16 protein-coding genes are annotated in these 17883 nt (G+C 45.8%); 5 read left to right on the forward strand and 11 right to left on the reverse strand.

Annotated elements, in window-relative coordinates; genetic code table 11:
- Nucleotides 1–21: 21 nt before the first annotated feature.
- From ftsH to Q7P67_RS03940, 5 genes are read right to left on the reverse strand one after another with little or no spacing between them, the layout of a single operon-like run.
- Nucleotides 22–1854 carry an ATP-dependent zinc metalloprotease FtsH gene (gene ftsH, locus Q7P67_RS03920; RefSeq protein WP_303850591.1) on the reverse strand — a complete coding sequence of 611 codons (1833 nt, stop codon included), beginning with the start codon at nt 1852–1854 and terminating at the stop codon, nt 22–24.
- A 20-nt stretch (nt 1855–1874) separates the two neighbouring features.
- Nucleotides 1875–2405, reverse strand: coding sequence for a hypoxanthine phosphoribosyltransferase (hpt, locus tag Q7P67_RS03925; protein ID WP_369695990.1), 531 nt, complete (start codon nt 2403–2405; stop codon nt 1875–1877).
- Between the two features lie 16 nt (nt 2406–2421).
- A complete protein-coding gene (gene tilS / locus Q7P67_RS03930; protein ID WP_303850594.1) occupies nt 2422–3657 on the reverse strand; it encodes a tRNA lysidine(34) synthetase TilS in 1236 nt (411 codons plus the stop codon).
- Nucleotides 3641–4999: a glucose-6-phosphate isomerase gene (locus Q7P67_RS03935; protein WP_303850595.1), complete on the reverse strand. Its 1359-nt coding sequence runs from the start codon at nt 4997–4999 to the stop codon at nt 3641–3643. The genes tilS and Q7P67_RS03935 overlap by 17 nt, the downstream gene beginning before the upstream one ends.
- Nucleotides 4986–6761, reverse strand: coding sequence for an ATP-dependent DNA helicase (locus Q7P67_RS03940; protein WP_303850596.1), 1776 nt, complete (start codon nt 6759–6761; stop codon nt 4986–4988). Before Q7P67_RS03940 ends, Q7P67_RS03935 begins: the two co-directional genes overlap by 14 nt.
- Before the next feature lie 74 nt (nt 6762–6835).
- Between Q7P67_RS03940 and Q7P67_RS03945 the strand changes: the two genes are divergently transcribed.
- The 3 genes from Q7P67_RS03945 to Q7P67_RS03955 all read left to right on the forward strand — a co-directional run bounded on the left by Q7P67_RS03945 (nt 6836) and on the right by Q7P67_RS03955 (nt 11480).
- On the forward strand, nt 6836–8179 hold the full coding sequence (locus Q7P67_RS03945) for a trypsin-like peptidase domain-containing protein (RefSeq protein ID WP_303850597.1): 1344 nt from the start codon (nt 6836–6838) through the stop codon (nt 8177–8179).
- Nucleotides 8180–8271: 92 nt separating this feature from the next.
- Nucleotides 8272–9885 (forward strand): hydroxylamine reductase, encoded by a 1614-nt coding sequence (gene hcp / locus Q7P67_RS03950; RefSeq protein ID WP_369695993.1) that lies wholly within the window; start codon nt 8272–8274, stop codon nt 9883–9885.
- Nucleotides 9886–10004: 119 nt separating this feature from the next.
- Nucleotides 10005–11480, forward strand: coding sequence for a hypothetical protein (locus Q7P67_RS03955; protein ID WP_303850599.1), 1476 nt, complete (start codon nt 10005–10007; stop codon nt 11478–11480).
- Between the two features lie 44 nt (nt 11481–11524).
- On the opposite strand, the gene Q7P67_RS03960 is transcribed toward Q7P67_RS03955, so the two are convergent.
- The 6 genes from Q7P67_RS03960 to Q7P67_RS03985 form a co-directional block, all read right to left on the reverse strand.
- Complete coding sequence (locus tag Q7P67_RS03960; RefSeq protein ID WP_303850600.1) at nt 11525–12037, reverse strand: flavodoxin; 513 nt, start codon at nt 12035–12037, stop codon at nt 11525–11527.
- Between the two features lie 121 nt (nt 12038–12158).
- Nucleotides 12159–12371 carry a hypothetical protein gene (locus Q7P67_RS03965; RefSeq protein ID WP_303850601.1) on the reverse strand — a complete coding sequence of 71 codons (213 nt, stop codon included), beginning with the start codon at nt 12369–12371 and terminating at the stop codon, nt 12159–12161.
- A 64-nt stretch (nt 12372–12435) separates the two neighbouring features.
- Complete coding sequence (locus Q7P67_RS03970; protein ID WP_303850602.1) at nt 12436–13431, reverse strand: TAXI family TRAP transporter solute-binding subunit; 996 nt, start codon at nt 13429–13431, stop codon at nt 12436–12438.
- A complete protein-coding gene (locus Q7P67_RS03975) occupies nt 13424–14764 on the reverse strand; it encodes an NAD-dependent malic enzyme (RefSeq protein WP_303850603.1) in 1341 nt (446 codons plus the stop codon). Before Q7P67_RS03975 ends, Q7P67_RS03970 begins: the two co-directional genes overlap by 8 nt.
- Nucleotides 14754–14981 (reverse strand): hypothetical protein, encoded by a 228-nt coding sequence (locus Q7P67_RS03980; RefSeq protein ID WP_303850605.1) that lies wholly within the window; start codon nt 14979–14981, stop codon nt 14754–14756. The genes Q7P67_RS03975 and Q7P67_RS03980 overlap by 11 nt, the downstream gene beginning before the upstream one ends.
- 29 nt (nt 14982–15010) lie before the next feature.
- Complete coding sequence (locus tag Q7P67_RS03985) at nt 15011–16267, reverse strand: EAL and HDOD domain-containing protein (RefSeq protein WP_303850606.1); 1257 nt, start codon at nt 16265–16267, stop codon at nt 15011–15013.
- Nucleotides 16268–16369: 102 nt separating this feature from the next.
- Here Q7P67_RS03985 and Q7P67_RS03990 point away from each other — a divergent pair, with 102 nt between their 5' ends.
- Both Q7P67_RS03990 and cybH read left to right on the forward strand, forming a co-directional pair.
- Nucleotides 16370–16945 (forward strand): HD domain-containing protein, encoded by a 576-nt coding sequence (locus Q7P67_RS03990; RefSeq protein ID WP_303850608.1) that lies wholly within the window; start codon nt 16370–16372, stop codon nt 16943–16945.
- Nucleotides 16946–17038: 93 nt separating this feature from the next.
- Complete coding sequence (gene cybH, locus Q7P67_RS03995) at nt 17039–17731, forward strand: Ni/Fe-hydrogenase, b-type cytochrome subunit (protein ID WP_303850609.1); 693 nt, start codon at nt 17039–17041, stop codon at nt 17729–17731.
- Nucleotides 17732–17883 lie beyond the last annotated feature (152 nt).

Consider the following 17883-nt stretch of genomic DNA (forward strand, 5'->3'; position numbering starts at 1 on the left):
CCCCGTGCAGACGTAAGTACATCAGACAAGCGTCGTTTCCTCTGGTGCGGCTGTCTCTCCGCTGAGTTCTTTCATAAGCGTATCTATCTCATGTCCGTCAATAGTCTCTTTTTCAAGAAGAAGTTTCGCTACCCGGTGAAGCAGTTCGGTGTTGTCCTCCAGAATCCTTCTGGCTCTGTTGTAACCGTCCATTACAAGTGCTTTAACTTCATCGTCGATTGCAACAGCGGTTGTTTCGCTGTAGTCCTTGGCATGACCTATCTCTTTGCCGAGAAACACCTGCTCCTCTTTCTTGCCGTATGCCAGAGGTCCCATCTTTTTGCTCATACCCCATGAACAGACCATCTTTCTGGAAATATCGGTTGCTCTTTCGATGTCGTTTCCTGCGCCTGTGGAGAGCCTGTCAAAAATGACCTCTTCGGCAACACGTCCGCCCATAAGAACCGCCAGCATTCCTTCCATATACTCTTTTGTGTACATGTGTCTGTCGTCAACAGGGAGCTGAGTGGTAACGCCGAGAGCCATTCCTCTGGGGATGATGCTCACTTTGTGCACAGGATCGGCTTCGGGTATGAATTTGGCAACTATGGCGTGTCCCGCCTCATGATATGCCGTATTCTCCTTCTCCTTCTCGCTGATAGCCATGCTTCTGCGTTCTTTACCCATGATAACTTTATCTTTAGCCTCTTCAAAATCGCTCATCTGAACAGCTTCCTTGTTTTTGCGTGCAGCGATGAGCGCCGCTTCGTTAACAAGGTTGGCAAGGTCGGCTCCGGCGAATCCGGGCGTTCCCTTTGCGATAACTTCAAGGTCTATTCCCTCATCCATCTTCACTTTTGAAGAGTGGACGTTGAGTATCTCAAGTCTTCCGTGCATGTCGGGTCTGGGGACGACAACCTGACGGTCGAAACGACCGGGACGAAGAAGCGCGGGGTCGAGAACGTCGGGTCTGTTTGTCGCCGCTATCATGATTACGCCTTCGTTGGATTCGAAACCGTCCATCTCAACAAGCATCTGGTTAAGTGTCTGTTCCCTTTCATCATGTCCGCCGCCGAGACCTGCGCCTCTGTGACGACCGACAGCGTCTATCTCATCTACAAAAATGATGCAGGGAGCATTCTTTTTGCCCTGTTCGAAAAGGTCACGGACGCGGGCAGCACCAACACCGACGAACATTTCAACAAAGTCCGAACCGGAAATAGAGAAGAAAGGAACTCCAGCCTCGCCTGCAACGGCTCTCGCCAGAAGGGTCTTACCTGTTCCGGGAGGACCCACGAGCAGAACACCTTTGGGTATCTTACCGCCAAGTTTCTGGAATTTCTGAGGGTCTTTAAGGAAATCAATAATCTCCTCAAGCTCCTCTTTCGCCTCTTCAATGCCTGCAACGTCTTTGAAAGTAACTTTATGCTGATCCTGCGTAAGCAGTTTCGCCTTCGATTTTCCGAAGCTGAAAGCCTTGCCTCCGGCTCCGCCCTGCATCTGGCGCATGAAGAATATCCATATACCGATGAGGATTATCATAGGCAGCCATGAAACAAGAACCTGCATATACCATGGGCTTTTGTCAGGCGGCTGGGCTGTTATCTCCACCTTATGTTCTCTGAGATTCTTTATAAGGTCAATGTCGTCCGGCGCGTAGGATTCAAACTGCCCGCCGTCAACAAAAGTACCGTCGATTTTGTTCTGCTTTATGGTTACGGCCTTAACCTTGTTCGCAACCACCTGAGCCATGAACTCAGAGTAGTTTACGTTCTTTTTGACCGCCTGTGTCCCGCTTATCACATTGAACAGAAACACCATGATAAAAGCGATAACAAGCCACAAAGCCAGATTCTTGTAAAATCCGTTATTCATTAATCACCTTTCTCCAGTCATCAGTCGGTAAATTCGACTGTGCATATATTTTTTAAATTCCTGTAATATCCGTCGTAATCCAGTCCGTAGCCAACAACGAACCTGTCCGGTATCTCAAACCCTCTGTAGTCAAGATTTATCTGAGCTTTACGCCTTTCCGGCTTGTCCAGAAGGGCAACCAGCTTCATGGATGCGGGGTTTCGCAGGGAAAGCATATTCGTAAGATATGACAAAGTGTTTCCAGTATCCAGTATATCTTCAACTATCAGCACATGTGTATCTTCAAGCGGTCTGTCGAGGTCGAACAGAAGCCTTACGCTGCCAGAGCTGTCGGTTCCCTGATAGCTGGAAACAGCGAGAAATCCTATCTCGACGTTGGAACCCTCCATTTCTCTGACAAGGTCAGACATAAATATAACTGAACCTTTCAGAACGCCTACGGCAAGAACGTTTTTATCTGCATAGTCGGCGCTTATCTGCTTTCCAAGCTCTGCGACTCTTTTTTTTATCACTTCTTCACTAAGCATCTCTTTCAGAACGTGCGGTTTCAAATCCATCTCCCCCGTTTTATTTCACATAAAGAGCTATACTACCATCATGTGAGATATTTTCAACCCATACGATTACATTTTTTTCAAGAATTATTAGTGCGGTATCCCTTGTGTACAGGTCAAGTTTCATGTCGATGAAGACATCTTTGACCTTTTTCATCTTTATTCTGTCGCCGATGCGCCTGTTGCGCACCAGAAGTTCGGCATCTTTCCATTTTCCGGAAAACTTCATCCTTTTACCCGTCTGCGGGATAAAAAGAGAGTCTTCTCCGGCAGGTTTGACAATTTCGAACGGATAAACATTCCTTCCGTGAAAAAGCCTTAAATATTTGTCGCTCTTTTCAAATTTATATCCGTCGGGCATGTCGCCGCGGACGGAAAATTCGTTATCAAGAATCTTCTGCATCTCCGAAAGGTGCCTGCGTTCGAAACGAAAACATTTTGAACCCATTCTGTGCAGGATATACTCCTGCTCAAGCTCGGAAAGATTGTTAAAAAAATCCGTTTCAACGGCCAGAACACCGTTTTCACAGGTTTCAATCATTGGTTCAAATTTTTCAGACAAGTAATTGTCAAAACGCAGATTATCTCTCATCAGAGAAACAATATTATCTTCGTAGCCTTTTCGGAACTCCGCCAGCTTCGCCGTAATGTTTTTACGGATGAAATTGCGGAGATACTTTTCATCATTATTGGTCTCATCAATGACATACGCAATGCCATATTTGTTCAGGTATTCGTAAATTTCTTCAGAAGAGATATCAAGCATCAGCCTGCGCAGTATACCGTCCTGTTCACTTATCCCTTTCAAAGAGAATGCCGAAGCCCCCTGCACTGCCTGTATGAAGAAAGTCTCCACAAGGTCGTCTTTTGTGTGTGCCGTAAGTATCAGATCCGAACCGGATTTTTGTGCCGCCTCGTGCAGTGCCCTGTATCGTATTACTCTTGCGCCGTGTTCAAAGCTCATTTTTTTAACGGCGCAATATCGCGGAACATCACATCTGTAGGAAGTGAACGGAATTGACAGCTTGTCGCAGTAATCCGAGCAGAATTTTTCATCCCACCACGCGGTTTTTCTGTACATATGATTGACATGACACGCGGCGATCTGATAACTCTTTATCCCTTCATTCTTTTTCAGAAAATGCAGCAGAGACACGGAATCTTTGCCGCCGGAGAGAGCCACCAGCAGTTTTTTACCGTTCAGTTCACCAAGTCTTGCGGACAGCTTTTTCTCAAACGATAAAATCATCCTGTTTTTTGTATATCTCCGTGAATTTGGCTTTGGTAGCATCATATCCATTTCTGCCGAGAAGCGCATATGCGTAGTCTTTGCCCTCTTCCACACCCGGCTGGTCAAAAGGGTCTATATCGCAGGCAAGACCGATTACGGGCACAATATACTGCCATATCATAAACAGTGCGCCGATGGTAAATTCGTCAACTATATCAAGGGATATCTTAACAGATGGCTTTCCGGAATTTTTCAGGGCGGCTTCTGTGCCCATAAGCTCAATATTGCACAGCCTGCCCATACCATGTCCGTTCAGATAATCGTATGCCTCGTATGGAGAGGTTATCTTCCTGTCCTTGTCGTGGTTCAGAACCTCTATGAAGGTGAATACTTTATCGTTAGGTCCCTCTTTATAAAGCTGAACCTGAGAGTGCTGGTCAATGGTTCCTGTTGCCCGCACAGGGGTTGTGCCGAAAACAGTATCTTTTCCGTCTATTGTCCTGTTTTTACCGAGACTCTCTCCCCATAGCTGGCAGTACCAGTCGGCAAAGGATATCAGACGGGATGAATAAGGCATCATGACATTAATATTTTTACCTTTATCCATGAAATACATATAGATAGCAGACAGAGTTAGAATCTGTTCATAGTTGTCCTTGTTGACGGATTTTGCGCCTTCCAGGAGCTTTTCTATATCAAGTCCGACTATTGCCGCAGGAACAAGCCCCACGGGTGAAAGCACGCTGAAACGCCCTCCGACGTTCGGCTGAACATCGAAAGATACGAAACCTTTATCGTTTGTCATTGCGCGCAGTGCGCCCTTTTCAGGGTCGGTGATAGCGCATATCTGTTTTTTAGGATTTTTAACTTTGGAAGTGAGCCATTCATAAATGATTCCAAAATTTGCCGCTGTTTCAACAGTACTGCCGGATTTCGTTATGATACAAACGAAAGTATCCTCCGGCTGGCACTCGGAGAGTATAGAGCTTATTTTACTGGGGTCAACATTGTCCGCAACCCATACACGGGGGAAACAGCCGCGCTCCGCAAACGAACGGGCATTATAACCGAACGGCAGCATAGCGTTGCATACGGTTTCAACACCGAGGGAACTGCCGCCTATACCGACGACGATAAGATCGTTGAACTTGCCGCTTATCTCTTTAGCGAATTTTTTAATGGGTGCGAGGTTCTGTTCAGGAAGTCCGATGAATCCTGCCTGACCGTCGTCGAACATCCGCAGCAGACGTGAAAGCCCAAGTTTCGCCTTCTCTTTGTACTCTTCGAGTTTTTCCTCGCTGAGTCCGTCCGCAACAAACTTGTCCATGACGTAGTTATAATCGACTTTAATCCGTTTCATCAGTAACCTCCAGAAAACGAACCGCATCATCAATGGAATCTATCTTAGGTACATTACTTAACACATCGCGGAAATACTTTCCATAATTTTTGGTTTCAATCCTGCTGTCCAGAACAGCCCACACGCCGTGGTCATCTTCGTGGCGCAGAAGTCTTCCGACCGCCTGACGATAGTATATCACAGCCCGCGGCAAAAAATAGTCTTTAAAAGGTTCAAGACCTTTATTTTTCAGAGAAGCCGCCCTCTCTTTCAATACTATATCCTCAAAATATTCGAACGGAAGTTTGTCAAGAACGACAAAAGATATGCCTGTATGTGCAAAATCCATGCCCTCGCGGAATACGGCACAGCCGACAAAGAACGCATCAACAAATCCTTCCGTATCGCTTATGTCTATCTCGTTCTGAGCGAATACCCTCTCGGGTATGATGGTTTTCAGCAGCTTTGCAACCCTGTTCATTCGGGAAACGCTGTTGCATATGACCAGTACCGAACCTTTGGCTTTAAGCGCCAGTTCCTCATAGAAAGCATCATCGCAGTCCCTGACCAGCAGCCTGCCCTGTTCGCTCATGTTGAAAACAGGTTCAAGACTTTTCGTCTCAACTTCGTCGTGCGAATATCCGGTTTCATTAAGGAAATACTCGAAACTGCCTTTAACGGACAGAGTGGCACTCACAAACACCGGAGATATGCACGAATTTTTCAGACCTTCGCGCAGTTTCTCGGATGCGTCGAACGGAATATACTGAAGTATTATATCGCCACGCTCCGTTTCAGCAAAACGCACGCCCTCACTGTCACCCATTACGCTTTCCGCCTTGTCGTTGAGGCGTTTGCTTATCTGTTTGAGATCGTCAACATCCTTTTCACCGATGGCTTTGTTGGCAAACTCTATGTACCCCAGAAGCCTTTCCTTTATCTCAGAGGTATAACGCCGCTCCGTTATGTCCTCCAGAAGCCCGGAAAGCATTCCTGCGGTTATTTCTATCTCACGCGGATCAAATACAGGTCGGTTCTCGTTCATAACACGCAGAAAGCTGCGCAGCGAAAGTTCCGTTCCGGCAAATCTGGGGAATATATCAGGTATGGAGTGAGCCTCATCCATTATTATATGGTCGGCAAAATCGAAGATGCTGGCGTGTTCGCTCTCTGCTTTCAGCGCAAAATCGCTCATCAACAGGTAATGGTTGGTTATGACTATATCCGCGTCATTGGCATTCTGCTTTGCGCGGTAGAATGAACAGATATCGTAAAATTCGCATTTGGACGCTGTACACATCCATGAATCGGTTGTCATGTTCTCGATCTCCGCCATATTGAACAGCCCCACAGGCATCTCTATAATCTCCTGTCTGGCAACGGATTCATACCACTCCAAAACCTTTTCGTACCGCCCCGGATGAGGGTATATCAGCTTAAAGAAGCGCAGGTGACAGAAATAATTCTTTCTGCCCTTTAGGACGGCAACATACTTGTCGTTTCCAAAAATCCTTCTGGCAGTGTTGATATCCTTACCGGCGATCTGGGACATAAGCTGTTTTGTTTTTGTGGAGATTATGGTGCGGCGGTTAAGATCGAAAGCGGGAACAAGATATGCCATAGTCTTTCCGGAACCTGTGGGTGCTTCCAGAACAGCCGGAACACGGTTTTCCATTGACGCGTATATAAATTCAGAGGCGTCTATCTGCGCCTGCCTTTTCCTATATCTGGGCAGAACTTTTTCAAGCTCCCCGCCCTCTTCAAAATAGTGTTTAACCGACATTAAAACAGAATACTTGAATTAATCAGTCGGTTCAAATATATTCTTAAAATAATTGAAAAAATGAAGGGCTTCGCATGAAAAAAATATTTCTGTTTCTTGCAATGATTCTTATGATTTTCGGCTGCGGAGAGGAAAAAAAGCAGAATAAGCCGTCACAGCAGAATCAGACACCTCCGCAGGCGGAAGCTCCGGCACAGCCTAAAGCGGGCAGCAACAGATATTCACCGGTCGTAGACGCAGTCAAAAAAATTGAAAACTCTGTCGTGAACATCAGGACTGAAAAACTCGTCCGCACCTCCGTCGGACCTTTCGGACGCGAAACAATCCACGGCGAAAACTATATGAATGATTTCTTCGGCTACGACAGAACATACAAAACCCAAAGCCTGGGATCCGGCTTTATAGTCCGAACCGACGGCACGATAATAACCAACTATCACGTCATCGAATCCGCTACTAAAATATATGTAATAACCACCGACAACAAAAGCTATGAAGCTCGCCTTGTGGGCGGGGACAAAATTCTGGATATAGCTGTGCTGAAAATAATCTCCGGAGGCAAGTTTCCGGCTGTGAAAATAGGCAACAGCGACGGCGCCATGCTTGGCGAAACGGTCATAGCCATGGGCAACCCATACGGACTTAACAGCTCAATCACAACCGGCGTGGTCAGCTCAGTTAAAAGGATTATAAACATAGGTAACGGATATTCACTTTACATACAGACAGATGCACTTATCAACCCCGGCAACTCCGGAGGACCTCTAATTAACCTTGACGGAGAGGTAATAGGTATAAACTCCGCAGTTGTTCAGGAGGCACAGGGAATAGGTTTCTCCATTCCGATAAACACTGCAATACGCATATTACCGGAAATCCTTAAAACAGGAAAAGTAACTGCCGGATATATGGGATTTTCAGCAAGAGAGCTGAAAGATAAAGACGGTATAAGCCTTGTTGTGACGCGGGTTGAAAAGGCTTCCAACGCTGAAAAAATAGGTATGCGGACAGGCGACAGGATCCTTCAGGTCAACGGACTTCCGGTGTCCTCCATTCTCGCAATGAGCAACATGCTCAGAAGCTATCCACCGTCTTCTGTCGTTCAGGTCGTTGTTCAGCGCGGTTCGAAAACATTCAAAGGACAGATACTTCTGACTGAATATCCTGATAACTACGGCATTTCCGTACTCCGCAATACATACGGGCTGACTTTCACACCGAAAGACGACTATCTTGTAATATCATCCACAGGGATATCCGAAACCGTTCAGGAGGGCGACGTTCTCGTTGCAATGAATGACACGGAGATAAAGGACATCAACCATCTGAACAGCTACATAATGGACAACATGGGCACAGAGATAATGATGACTCTATACCGCTACGGACAGCTTTTCAGGGTGAAATTTCAACTTTAGGCGTATTTTTGACATAGCTCAATTTATTCGGGACAAAAATGCTCTATTGTCTTCCCATGAGCAACAACATCAGGAGGACAACAACTATGAGTATGTTCTGTTTTCAATGTCAGGAAGCAGCAAAAGGTACAGGCTGCACAGTAAAAGGGGTCTGCGGAAAAACAGACTCATGTGCGGCTCTTCAGGACGCACTGGTCTATACACTTAAAGGCATCTCCCTTTATGCCGAAAACACAAACGCCGATAAAAAATACGGACGTTTTGTAGCACAGGCGCTTTTCGCCACAATCACAAACGCAAACTTCGACGATGCACGCATCTATGAACTCATCCTTGAAGGCGTTAAACTCCGCAACGAGCTGAAAGCTATCTCCGGCGCAAACATCACTTGCGACTGCGCAAACTGGATTCCCGCAAACATGGCTGACGCCATCGCAAAAGGCAACTCCTTCGGTGTTCTTTCACAGGAAAACGAAGACATCCGCTCACTGCGCGAACTCCTTATCTACGGTCTTAAAGGCGTTGCGGCATACGCCGACCACGCATACGTTCTCGGTTTCGAGGACACAGCCATCTATGAGCACATGTTCAAGGCTCTTGCAGGCACAACAAAAGACCTTTCCGTTGACGAGCTTATCGGTCTTATCATGAAAACAGGCGAAATAGCCGTTACGACCATGGCTCTGCTTGACAAAGCCAATACTTCAACATACGGCAATCCCGAAGTTACAGAGGTTAACATCGGTGTCGGCGGCAAACCCGGCATCCTTATCTCCGGTCACGACCTGAGAGACCTTAAAGACCTTCTGGAGCAGACAAAAGGTACAGGCGTTGACGTTTATACCCACAGCGAAATGCTCCCCGCTCACTACTACCCTGAGTTCAAAAAATATGACAACTTCGTGGGCAACTACGGAAACGCATGGTGGAAACAGGATAAGGAATTTGAATCTTTCAACGGACCCATCCTTATGACCACAAACTGTATCGTGCCCGTAAGAGATTCCTATAAAAACAGAATGTTCACAACAGGCATGGCTGGTTATCCCGGTCTTAAACATATCGCCGACAGAAAAGACGGCGGTCAGAAAGACTTCAGCGAAATAATCGCACTGGCAAAAACTTGCCCCGCTCCCACTCAGATTGAAGAGGGCAAAATCGTCGGCGGTTTCGCACACGCACAGGTAATGGCAGTTGCAGACAAGGTTGTTGAAGCTGTTAAAGCAGGCGCAATCAAGAGATTCGTAGTTATGGCCGGCTGCGACGGTCGCCATAAGGAAAGAAACTACTTCACAGAAGTTGCTGAAAATCTGCCTCAGGACGCAGTCATCCTTACTGCGGGCTGCGCTAAATACCGTTACAACAAACTGAACCTCGGCGACATAGGCGGTATACCCAGAGTGCTCGACGCAGGTCAGTGCAACGACAGCTACTCTCTGGCGGTTATCGCACTTAAACTGAAAGAGGTATTCGGACTGGACGACATAAACAAACTTCCTCTTTCATTCGACATAGCATGGTATGAGCAGAAGGCCGTTGCGGTGCTCCTCGCACTGCTCTTCCTCGGTGTGAAAGGCGTACGCCTCGGACCGACCCTTCCCGCTTTCCTTTCTCCCAACGTGGCGAAAGTGCTTGTGGAAAACTTCGACATAAAGCCCATCGGTGATGTGGCCGGCGACGTCGAAAAAATAATGATTGGCGCTTAACTGACTATTTCAAGCCCCGCTTCTAAGGCGGGGCTTTTCCATTTCAATTCCCCTTTTCCGGCATAATATCTATCCATTCAAATGATATTGTACATCATATTATTTTATATGGAGTACATATGAAAACAATCAGTATCGTAATTGCAGTTTGCCTGAGTGCCTCTGTTCTTGGCTGTGCAGGCAGGTATGAAAAAGAGAATGACCCTTCAGTTTCCTTCAACGCGCACGGAGGGAATTACGGTTCAGGAGCCGAAATAGGTGTAAACATGGGACCAGGGGCACAACAGAAAGATATGCCGCCAATGTGCTGTGGTCAGCCACCGATGGAAGGAAAGCATCCCGGACCTCCTCCCAAAGGTTTCAGAAATAAGATTCAGGCCGCCAAAGCCGTGCTTGAAAAGATAAATGGCGTTTATGTGGTGCAGGGAACTTCTGAAACGCAAACAGGAAAAACGTATGACGCTATACAACCCGATCAGTCGGCTGTGGTAGTCAAAATAAACGGTGAGCTCAACCTCTCAGAAACTGTTATCACCAAAAAAGGCGGCACAGAGGATGAAGAATCTGCCGGTTTTTACGGTATAAACTCAGCTGTGCTCGTTATAGGCAGATCATCGCTTAATATGGACAAAACGGCTGTCACAACGGATGCCGCAGGCGCAAACGCAGTCGTTGCTGTCGGAAAACGTGCGGAAATAAATATTAACGGCATTGATATAAAAACCTCGGCAAACTCATCAAGAGGACTCCACGCGACAAGAGAGGGAAGCATAACTGCCAAAGATGTCAGAATCAGCACACTTGGCGCGCACAGTGCGGCCATTGCAACTGACAGAGGGGGCGGTACGGTCACGGTTGAAAACGGCACACTGAAAACAGAGGGCGCAGGCTCTCCTTTAATATACTCAACCGGAGATATCTCCGTTAAAAGTGTCGTGGGTGAGTCGAAAGGTGCGGAATGTGCTGTTGTTGAAGGCAAAAACAGCGTATCCATCACGGACAGCAATATGACGTGTTACAAAAGAAACGGCGTGATGCTGTACCAAAGTTTCTCAGGCGACTCTGAAATAGGAGAAAGCAGTTTCATCATGAACGGCGGCAGCATAAAGTCATATGAAGGCGCTGTTTTCTACACAACAAACACCAGAGCCGAATTTATTGTAAAACACGTAACAATAGAGAATTATGACAACGGAAACACTCTGTTCAGAGCATCTGGAGACAGATGGGGGCAGGAAGGCAGAAACGGTTCCGATGCGGATTTTACTCTCACGGATACGAATGCAGCTGGTAATATACTCTGCGACGCAATAAGCAGCGTCAAAATCTATCTGAAAGGGGCTGCATTCTGGACAGGAACGGCAAACAGCGATAAGACAGCCGGGTTCATATCGCTTTCGCTGGGAAAAGAGGCAAAATGGAACCTTACTGCAGACTCCTATCTTACAGAACTGCGCGATGATGATAAAACACTCGCCAACATAAACAGTAACGGTTTCAATATCTATTACGACGGCAACAATTCGATGAACGACTGGATAGGCGGAAAAGAAATGGAATTGAAAGGAGGAGGTAAACTGTTGCCTGTCTTCTGAAAAAACTAAAGCCGCTCATCCGAGCGGCTTTTTTCATATATAATCTATGCCATCTGAGAGGTGAGCATCTCCGCCCAGTCTGCAATGCGTTTTTTCGTCATGGAGGACTGATTGTCCTCATCAATGGCAAGCCCGATAAACTCACCGTCGACAACAGCTTTTGAATCGCTGAAACCATAACCTTCAGTAGGCCATGTACCCACGATATTCACCTTGCTGTCCACAACCTTTTCATACAGAGTACCCATGGCGTCAAGAAAGGTGTCAGCATACGTTTCCTGATCTCCCGTACCGAAGAATGCAACTGTTTTGCCGTTAAAGTCCACTTCTTCAAGGTCTCCGAGAATATTTTCCCAGTCGTCCTGAAGGTCGCCCATGCCCCATGTGGAAGAACCGAGAATGAGTTTGTCGTATTTCTCAAACGCCGACTTAGAGGCGTTCGCAACGTTGATGACATCCACAACAAACCCCTTGGAATTAAGTGCCGCAGCGATTTTCTGTGCGACTGACTCGGTTGTTCCGCCGCTAGATCCGTAAAAAAGTCCTATGCTTCCCATAGCTGTCTCCTTTTACATGTAATGTCGTAACCAATGACATCTTACATAGTTGATACTGATTGTCAATATCAGATTAAAAGAAGACGAAAAAAAAGCGGAGCATCAGCCCCGCCCTGTTTTGTTATTCCTCTTCTATAAGAGCACCCACTATCTGCGCCTTGAAATCGTTATAAGATTTCTTATTATCAAAATCCACGTTTCTTTCAGATGTTCCGTGGTCAATCATAACGGACATTTTCACGTCGTCGAACTCTATGGTGTTAAAATTATTAAGGTTTATCACCAGAGCATTCTTTCCGTTCTCAAGAATGAAAACCAGTTCTTTATTAAGCATCTCTACCCCCTGTTTTCAGCTACACTATTCATGTTTTATCATTTTAGCAAGAAAAAAGGCTGATTTATCTCAGATCCGAGCTGATATACCTGTCCAGTCCGGTTTCTTTGTAATATTTCATGGCACCAGAGTGCACGGGCGCAGTCATACCCTGAAGCATATCTTTCTGTGTGAGATTTGCCAGCGCAGGATGAAGAGATCTAAACTCTTCAAGATTATCGAATATTTCCTTTGTAGCGGCATAGACAACTTTATCTGAGACATCGGAGGATGTGACCAGTGTGGCTTTAACACCGACAGCGGATACGTTTTTCCTGCCGCCTGATGCTGCGGGGTAGTCTTTTACATTTATGAATGTTTTGACATAGTACGGGAATTTTTTTATAAGATAGTCTGCCTGTTCTGCATCAACCGGTACGAACCGAACCTTCATTCGACCAGAAACAGCCTCCCTTATGTTGCTGTTCGGGTGCCCGACGGTATAGAAAAAAGCGTCTATTCTGCCATCATGCAGCAAAGCAGGAGCATCAACCGCCTTTGTTTTTTCAACTTTAATATCTGAGATTTTAAGACCTGCCGCACTGAAAATATCTTCCGAATTGACATACTGCCCCGAACCGGGATTGCCTATGTTTATTCTTTTGCCTTTCATGTCGGCAAGTTTTCTTATTTTACTTTTATCAGAAGCAACTATCGTTACAACTTCGGGATGGAGTGAAAAAACAGCCCTTAGTTTGGTCTGGGGTCCCCTGTCCTTCCACTGGTCAAGACCTTTGACAGCCTGATACTGAATGTCAGACTGGACTATTCCTAAGTCAATGTCTCCGGCAAGCACTGCATTAACGTTATGAACTGAACCTCCGGTGGGTTCCACAGTAGCTTTTATATCATAAATCTGTGATTTTTTATTTATCATACGGCATATTGCGCCGCCTGCCGGGAAATAAACCCCTGTGACACCGCCTGTGCCTATCGTAACGAAAGTTTTTGCATATGAACCGTGTACCGCCGCAATCGAAAAGACCGCGGCGATAATGAACATAAGCAGTTTTTTATTCATCTGTAAACCTTGCTGCTCCGGAGCGGTACGCAGCCGTCTCAACATCTTTTGCAACGGCATTGTGTACGTTCTGGTCAAGGATATTCGGTACAAGGTCGCCTTCCAGAGCGAACGAGGCGATTGCCTTTGCTGCGGCAATTTTCATCTGATCGTTTATTGTGACGGCGTTTGCCGCCAGAGCGCCCTTGAACAGACCGGGGAATGCAAGTGCGTTGTTCACTGATTTACCGTCGGCTGCAAATATCGCACCGTGTTTAACGGCAAGATCAGGGTCAATTTCAGGATTTGGATTTGAAAGCGCGAGGATAACATGCCCTTCCTGAACCATGTCGGGTGTGATAAGGTCGGGGCATCCGGTTGTGGCTATCACTATTCTTGACTCGGTTACCACACCGCGAAGGTCTTTTCTGCTCCCTCCGAGGTTTTCGAACCTTTCCATGGCGGAAACATCAAGATCTACGCCGTTAAATGTTTTAACTCCGTATGCTTTAAGGAGTTTCATGATTCCTGTTCCGGCAGCGCCGAGACCTATGATGCCGACGCTTGACTCACGCAGGTTGATGAACGTGTATTTCGCGATGTTGAGGAGCGCCGCAAGAACAACAACTGCAGTTCCGTGCTGGTCGTCGTGCATAACGGGGATATCGAGCATGGCGTCCAGTTTTTCCTCTATTTCAAAACATTCCGGCGCTTTTATGTCCTCAAGTTTAATGGCTCCGAAAGTCGGTGCTATATGTTTTATGGTGTTAATTATCTCTTCAGGATCTTTTGTATCCAGAAGTATCGGTATTCCGTTTATGCCGGAAAGGAGTTTGAACAACATCCCCTTGCCCTCCATAACAGGCATACCGGCAACTGCGCCTATGTCGCCCAGACCGAGGATTGCGGTTCCGTTGGTAACAATCGCAACGTTGTTGCTGATGGTGGTGAATTTGCGTGCCAGCGCAGGATTTTTGTGGATTTTGTGGCATATGGACGCAACGCCTGGGGTATAAACTATGCGCAGGTCATCGAGGCTGTTTATATCCACTGTCGGACGAACCTCTATCTTGCCGCCCATATGTGTTTCCTCTACAATATCGGTAACGGAGACAAGCTCCATGCCTTCAATATTCTTAATGGACGCCAGTATGTCGTTAAGAACGTTCTCATCCTCTGCATATACGTCCAGCGCGCGTATCTTGTAACCTTTACCAAGGTGCGAGGTGGATATCTCTCCTATGAGTCCGCCGCATCTGCCGATGGCTGTTGTGAGCTGACCGAGAAATCCGGGTTTATCGGTGACTTTCACCGTCAGTTTTCTAATCACTTTGTTTGAGTATTCAATTCTCATCTTCTTCTCCGGTATCAAGAAATTTTTCCCATGTTTCCGGTTCAAACATGGTGCAGGATTTTCGGGGGGATTTCATATACTTATCCGCTGCAGCGCATTTCAGGCTGAAGCAGGTTTTCATTTCTGGTATCAGAAGCCGCCGCAGGTGCACGCATTGCGCACATTTTGAATCTTCGACTATAACGTTTTTGCCGGAACACTTTGATGTCTTTGCCATAACCCGCCTTTAGGACAAGTATAGTGCTTTCAGATGCTGTTGTAAACGGATTGCTGTTCTGCCAGCCAGTCAAGCCCTTTGAATTTGATATCGCTGATATCCTCTTCGGTGAGTTTGAGAGCGGCGAGCTTATTCCTTTTTATCTCGGAATTGTTGTCGTCCACATCCTCAAGTATAGCAAGAAGATTCCCTATTTCTCCCTTTCTGTCAAGCACTGCTTCTCTTATAAGGGGTTTTACGTTGATTGAATCCATCAGATCCTCTTTCGTAATACCTAAAACAACATCAACGTATGACAGAAGACCGATGAAAAAAGCATCCGCTCTGCCGTGGTAATTTTCACCGAAAACCCTCACACAGAGCAGTTCCAGAGTATGTGCACGGAGCATAGCCGTTTCCAGCAGGGTCGATTTGAACCTTTTGCCTCCGGTGCTGGCATAGAGCATTATGGTGAGCCACTTGCGCATGTTTTCCCTGCCGATGAGGGTAAGCGCATGGCGTATACTGTTTATCTCGTTTCTCAGACAGTAGGAACAGGCGTTTATCAGTTTAAGGAGCTTCAGAGTCAGCTCCGGCTGTATCCTGAACTCAGCTTCAATCTTGTCTATATCCGCATTCTGAGCAAGGTGTGAAAGAAGGCGGATAATAGTTGCCTTGCCGGGTTCGATGTTCTTTTTATTTATGATGGTTGGTCTCTCAAAAAAGAACCCCTGAAAAAGCTCAAAGCCGCAGTCTCTTGTGAAATCAAAATCCTCGCGGGTTTCAACTTTTTCAGCAAGAAGTTTCATGTGTTTGCCGTGAAAAATCTTTTCCACACGCTCCATTTTTATGAGGCAGTTCTCCTTCATATCCACTTTCAGATATTCAACATACGGAAACAGCGGCATGAACATAGAAAAATATTCTGAGCTAAGGACAAAATCATCGAGAGCAAAGAGATATCCGGCTCTGAAATATGCCGCAACCTTTTCAACTACCTCTTTTTTTACGTTTGTCGTTTCGACTATCTCAAAAACGACTTTGTCTTTGGGGAGAACGTCAAGAATATCCTGAACGATGATATCATCATCTATGTTGACGAATGCGTATTTACCGTTTGTGAGACTTTTGATGCCGAAATTCTGAAATATGTTGACCAGCACCCTTGAGGTTGCCACAACAGAATCATATATCTCAGCTTTGTTTTCAGTGCAGCCCGCCTTTCTGAACAAAAATTCATAACCGAATACATCTTCGTTCGCGTCAAGTATAGGCTGGCGTCCAACCAGAAAATTATCAAATATCATCTGCCTGCACACTTTGTTTTTTATCAATATAACATCTCAAAAAGAAAAAATCATCACTAAACATCCGTTATTTTTTTGCGATACCATAATAGGGAGGTACCAATGGGACTTGGACAATATCTTCTTGCAGCGAGAAAACTAAACCATATCAGCAGATGGGCAAGCGATTTCATGCATGTACGCTCGTCCGTTTCCGAACACTCTTTTCTCGTAACCCAGATTGCACAAATGCTTGGAATAATTGAGGAACAGCACGGCAGCTCCGTGAACTGGGAAATTCTTTACAAAAAAGCCCTTAACCACGACGTTATCGAAGCGTTCACAGGGGATATCCTCAGCCATGTAAAAAACAAAACTCCTAAAATGAAAGCTGCCGTTGCAGATATTGAAAACATGATTGTGGACGAACTGCTCCTTTCCGACATAGAGGAACCTTATAAAGAAATATACCACAACATGCTTTTTAACGGAAAAGACGAGACCCTTGAAGGAAAAATACTGAAATACGCCGACTATATCGACGCTATGCTCGAATGTCTGACTGAAGTTAAGCTGGGAAACAACTCCCCCTTTAAGCGCAAATACCTTGAAATAAGAGATAAATGTGCAAAATCAGATCTGGTCAGCGTACAATATTTCCTGAATGTTATTCTTCCTGAGCTGGACAATATAATCTGACGTTCATATTTTTTTCATTTTAAACGAAGGTTTGATGGATATTTCCAGAAAAAAGTTATACACTTATGTAGTTAATAAATTCAGGAGGACGTCATGGTAACAGCAACAGCTAAAGACCTCTGGCATGCCTGCCCCGCACGCGGCTTTATCTATGTTTGGCAGGCGGCTGTGCGTATAACTCACTGGGTCAACGTGCTTTGTATAATGATCCTTGTCCTTACCGGGCTTTATATGCACTACCCTTTTATGAAGCCTAACCCAGTGGACTTCCCATACATGATGGGCTATGCGAGGTTCATTCACTATCTCACAGGGATAATCTTCTCAATAAGCGTGCTTGCACGCATGTGGTGGGGAATAGTCGGCAACAAATACTCCAACATAAGTACGTTTTTCAACCCCTTTAACAAAGAAGACAGGAAGCTGATAATATCTTATCTCAAATATTACGGGTTTCTTGAGCATAAACCGCCGCACCTTCTGACTCACAACCCTATGGCGCAGTATGCTTACATCGCCATTTTCTGTGTATTCCTGTTCCAGATATTCAGCGGATTTGCGCTATGGTCGCAGATAAACCCGGACAGCGCTTATTATGCGTTCTTCGGATCTATTTTCAGCATAATGTCCAATCAGTGGGTAAGATATCTACACTACTTCGTGGTATATATCACCGCTGCGTTCCTCATTGTCCACCTTTATGCGGCTGTTCTGGTTGACTTCAGAACACACTCAGGAGACATAAGCTCAATATTCAGCGGCTGGAAAGCGGATATAAGAGATTAATTACAAATGAAAAAAAAGCCCGCTTTGAACTGTATCCTTAAATTTGGACACTAATAAAAAGCCCCTTAGCGAATAGCTAAAGGGCTTTTTTTCGTATACACTAAATTTAAAGGAGAGAGTTCATGCGCGAACGTGAGTTTACCCCCGAAGAA

This window comes from Seleniivibrio woodruffii, assembly GCF_029267515.1.
Taxonomy (GTDB): Bacteria; Chrysiogenota; Deferribacteres; order Deferribacterales; family Geovibrionaceae; genus Seleniivibrio; species Seleniivibrio woodruffii_A.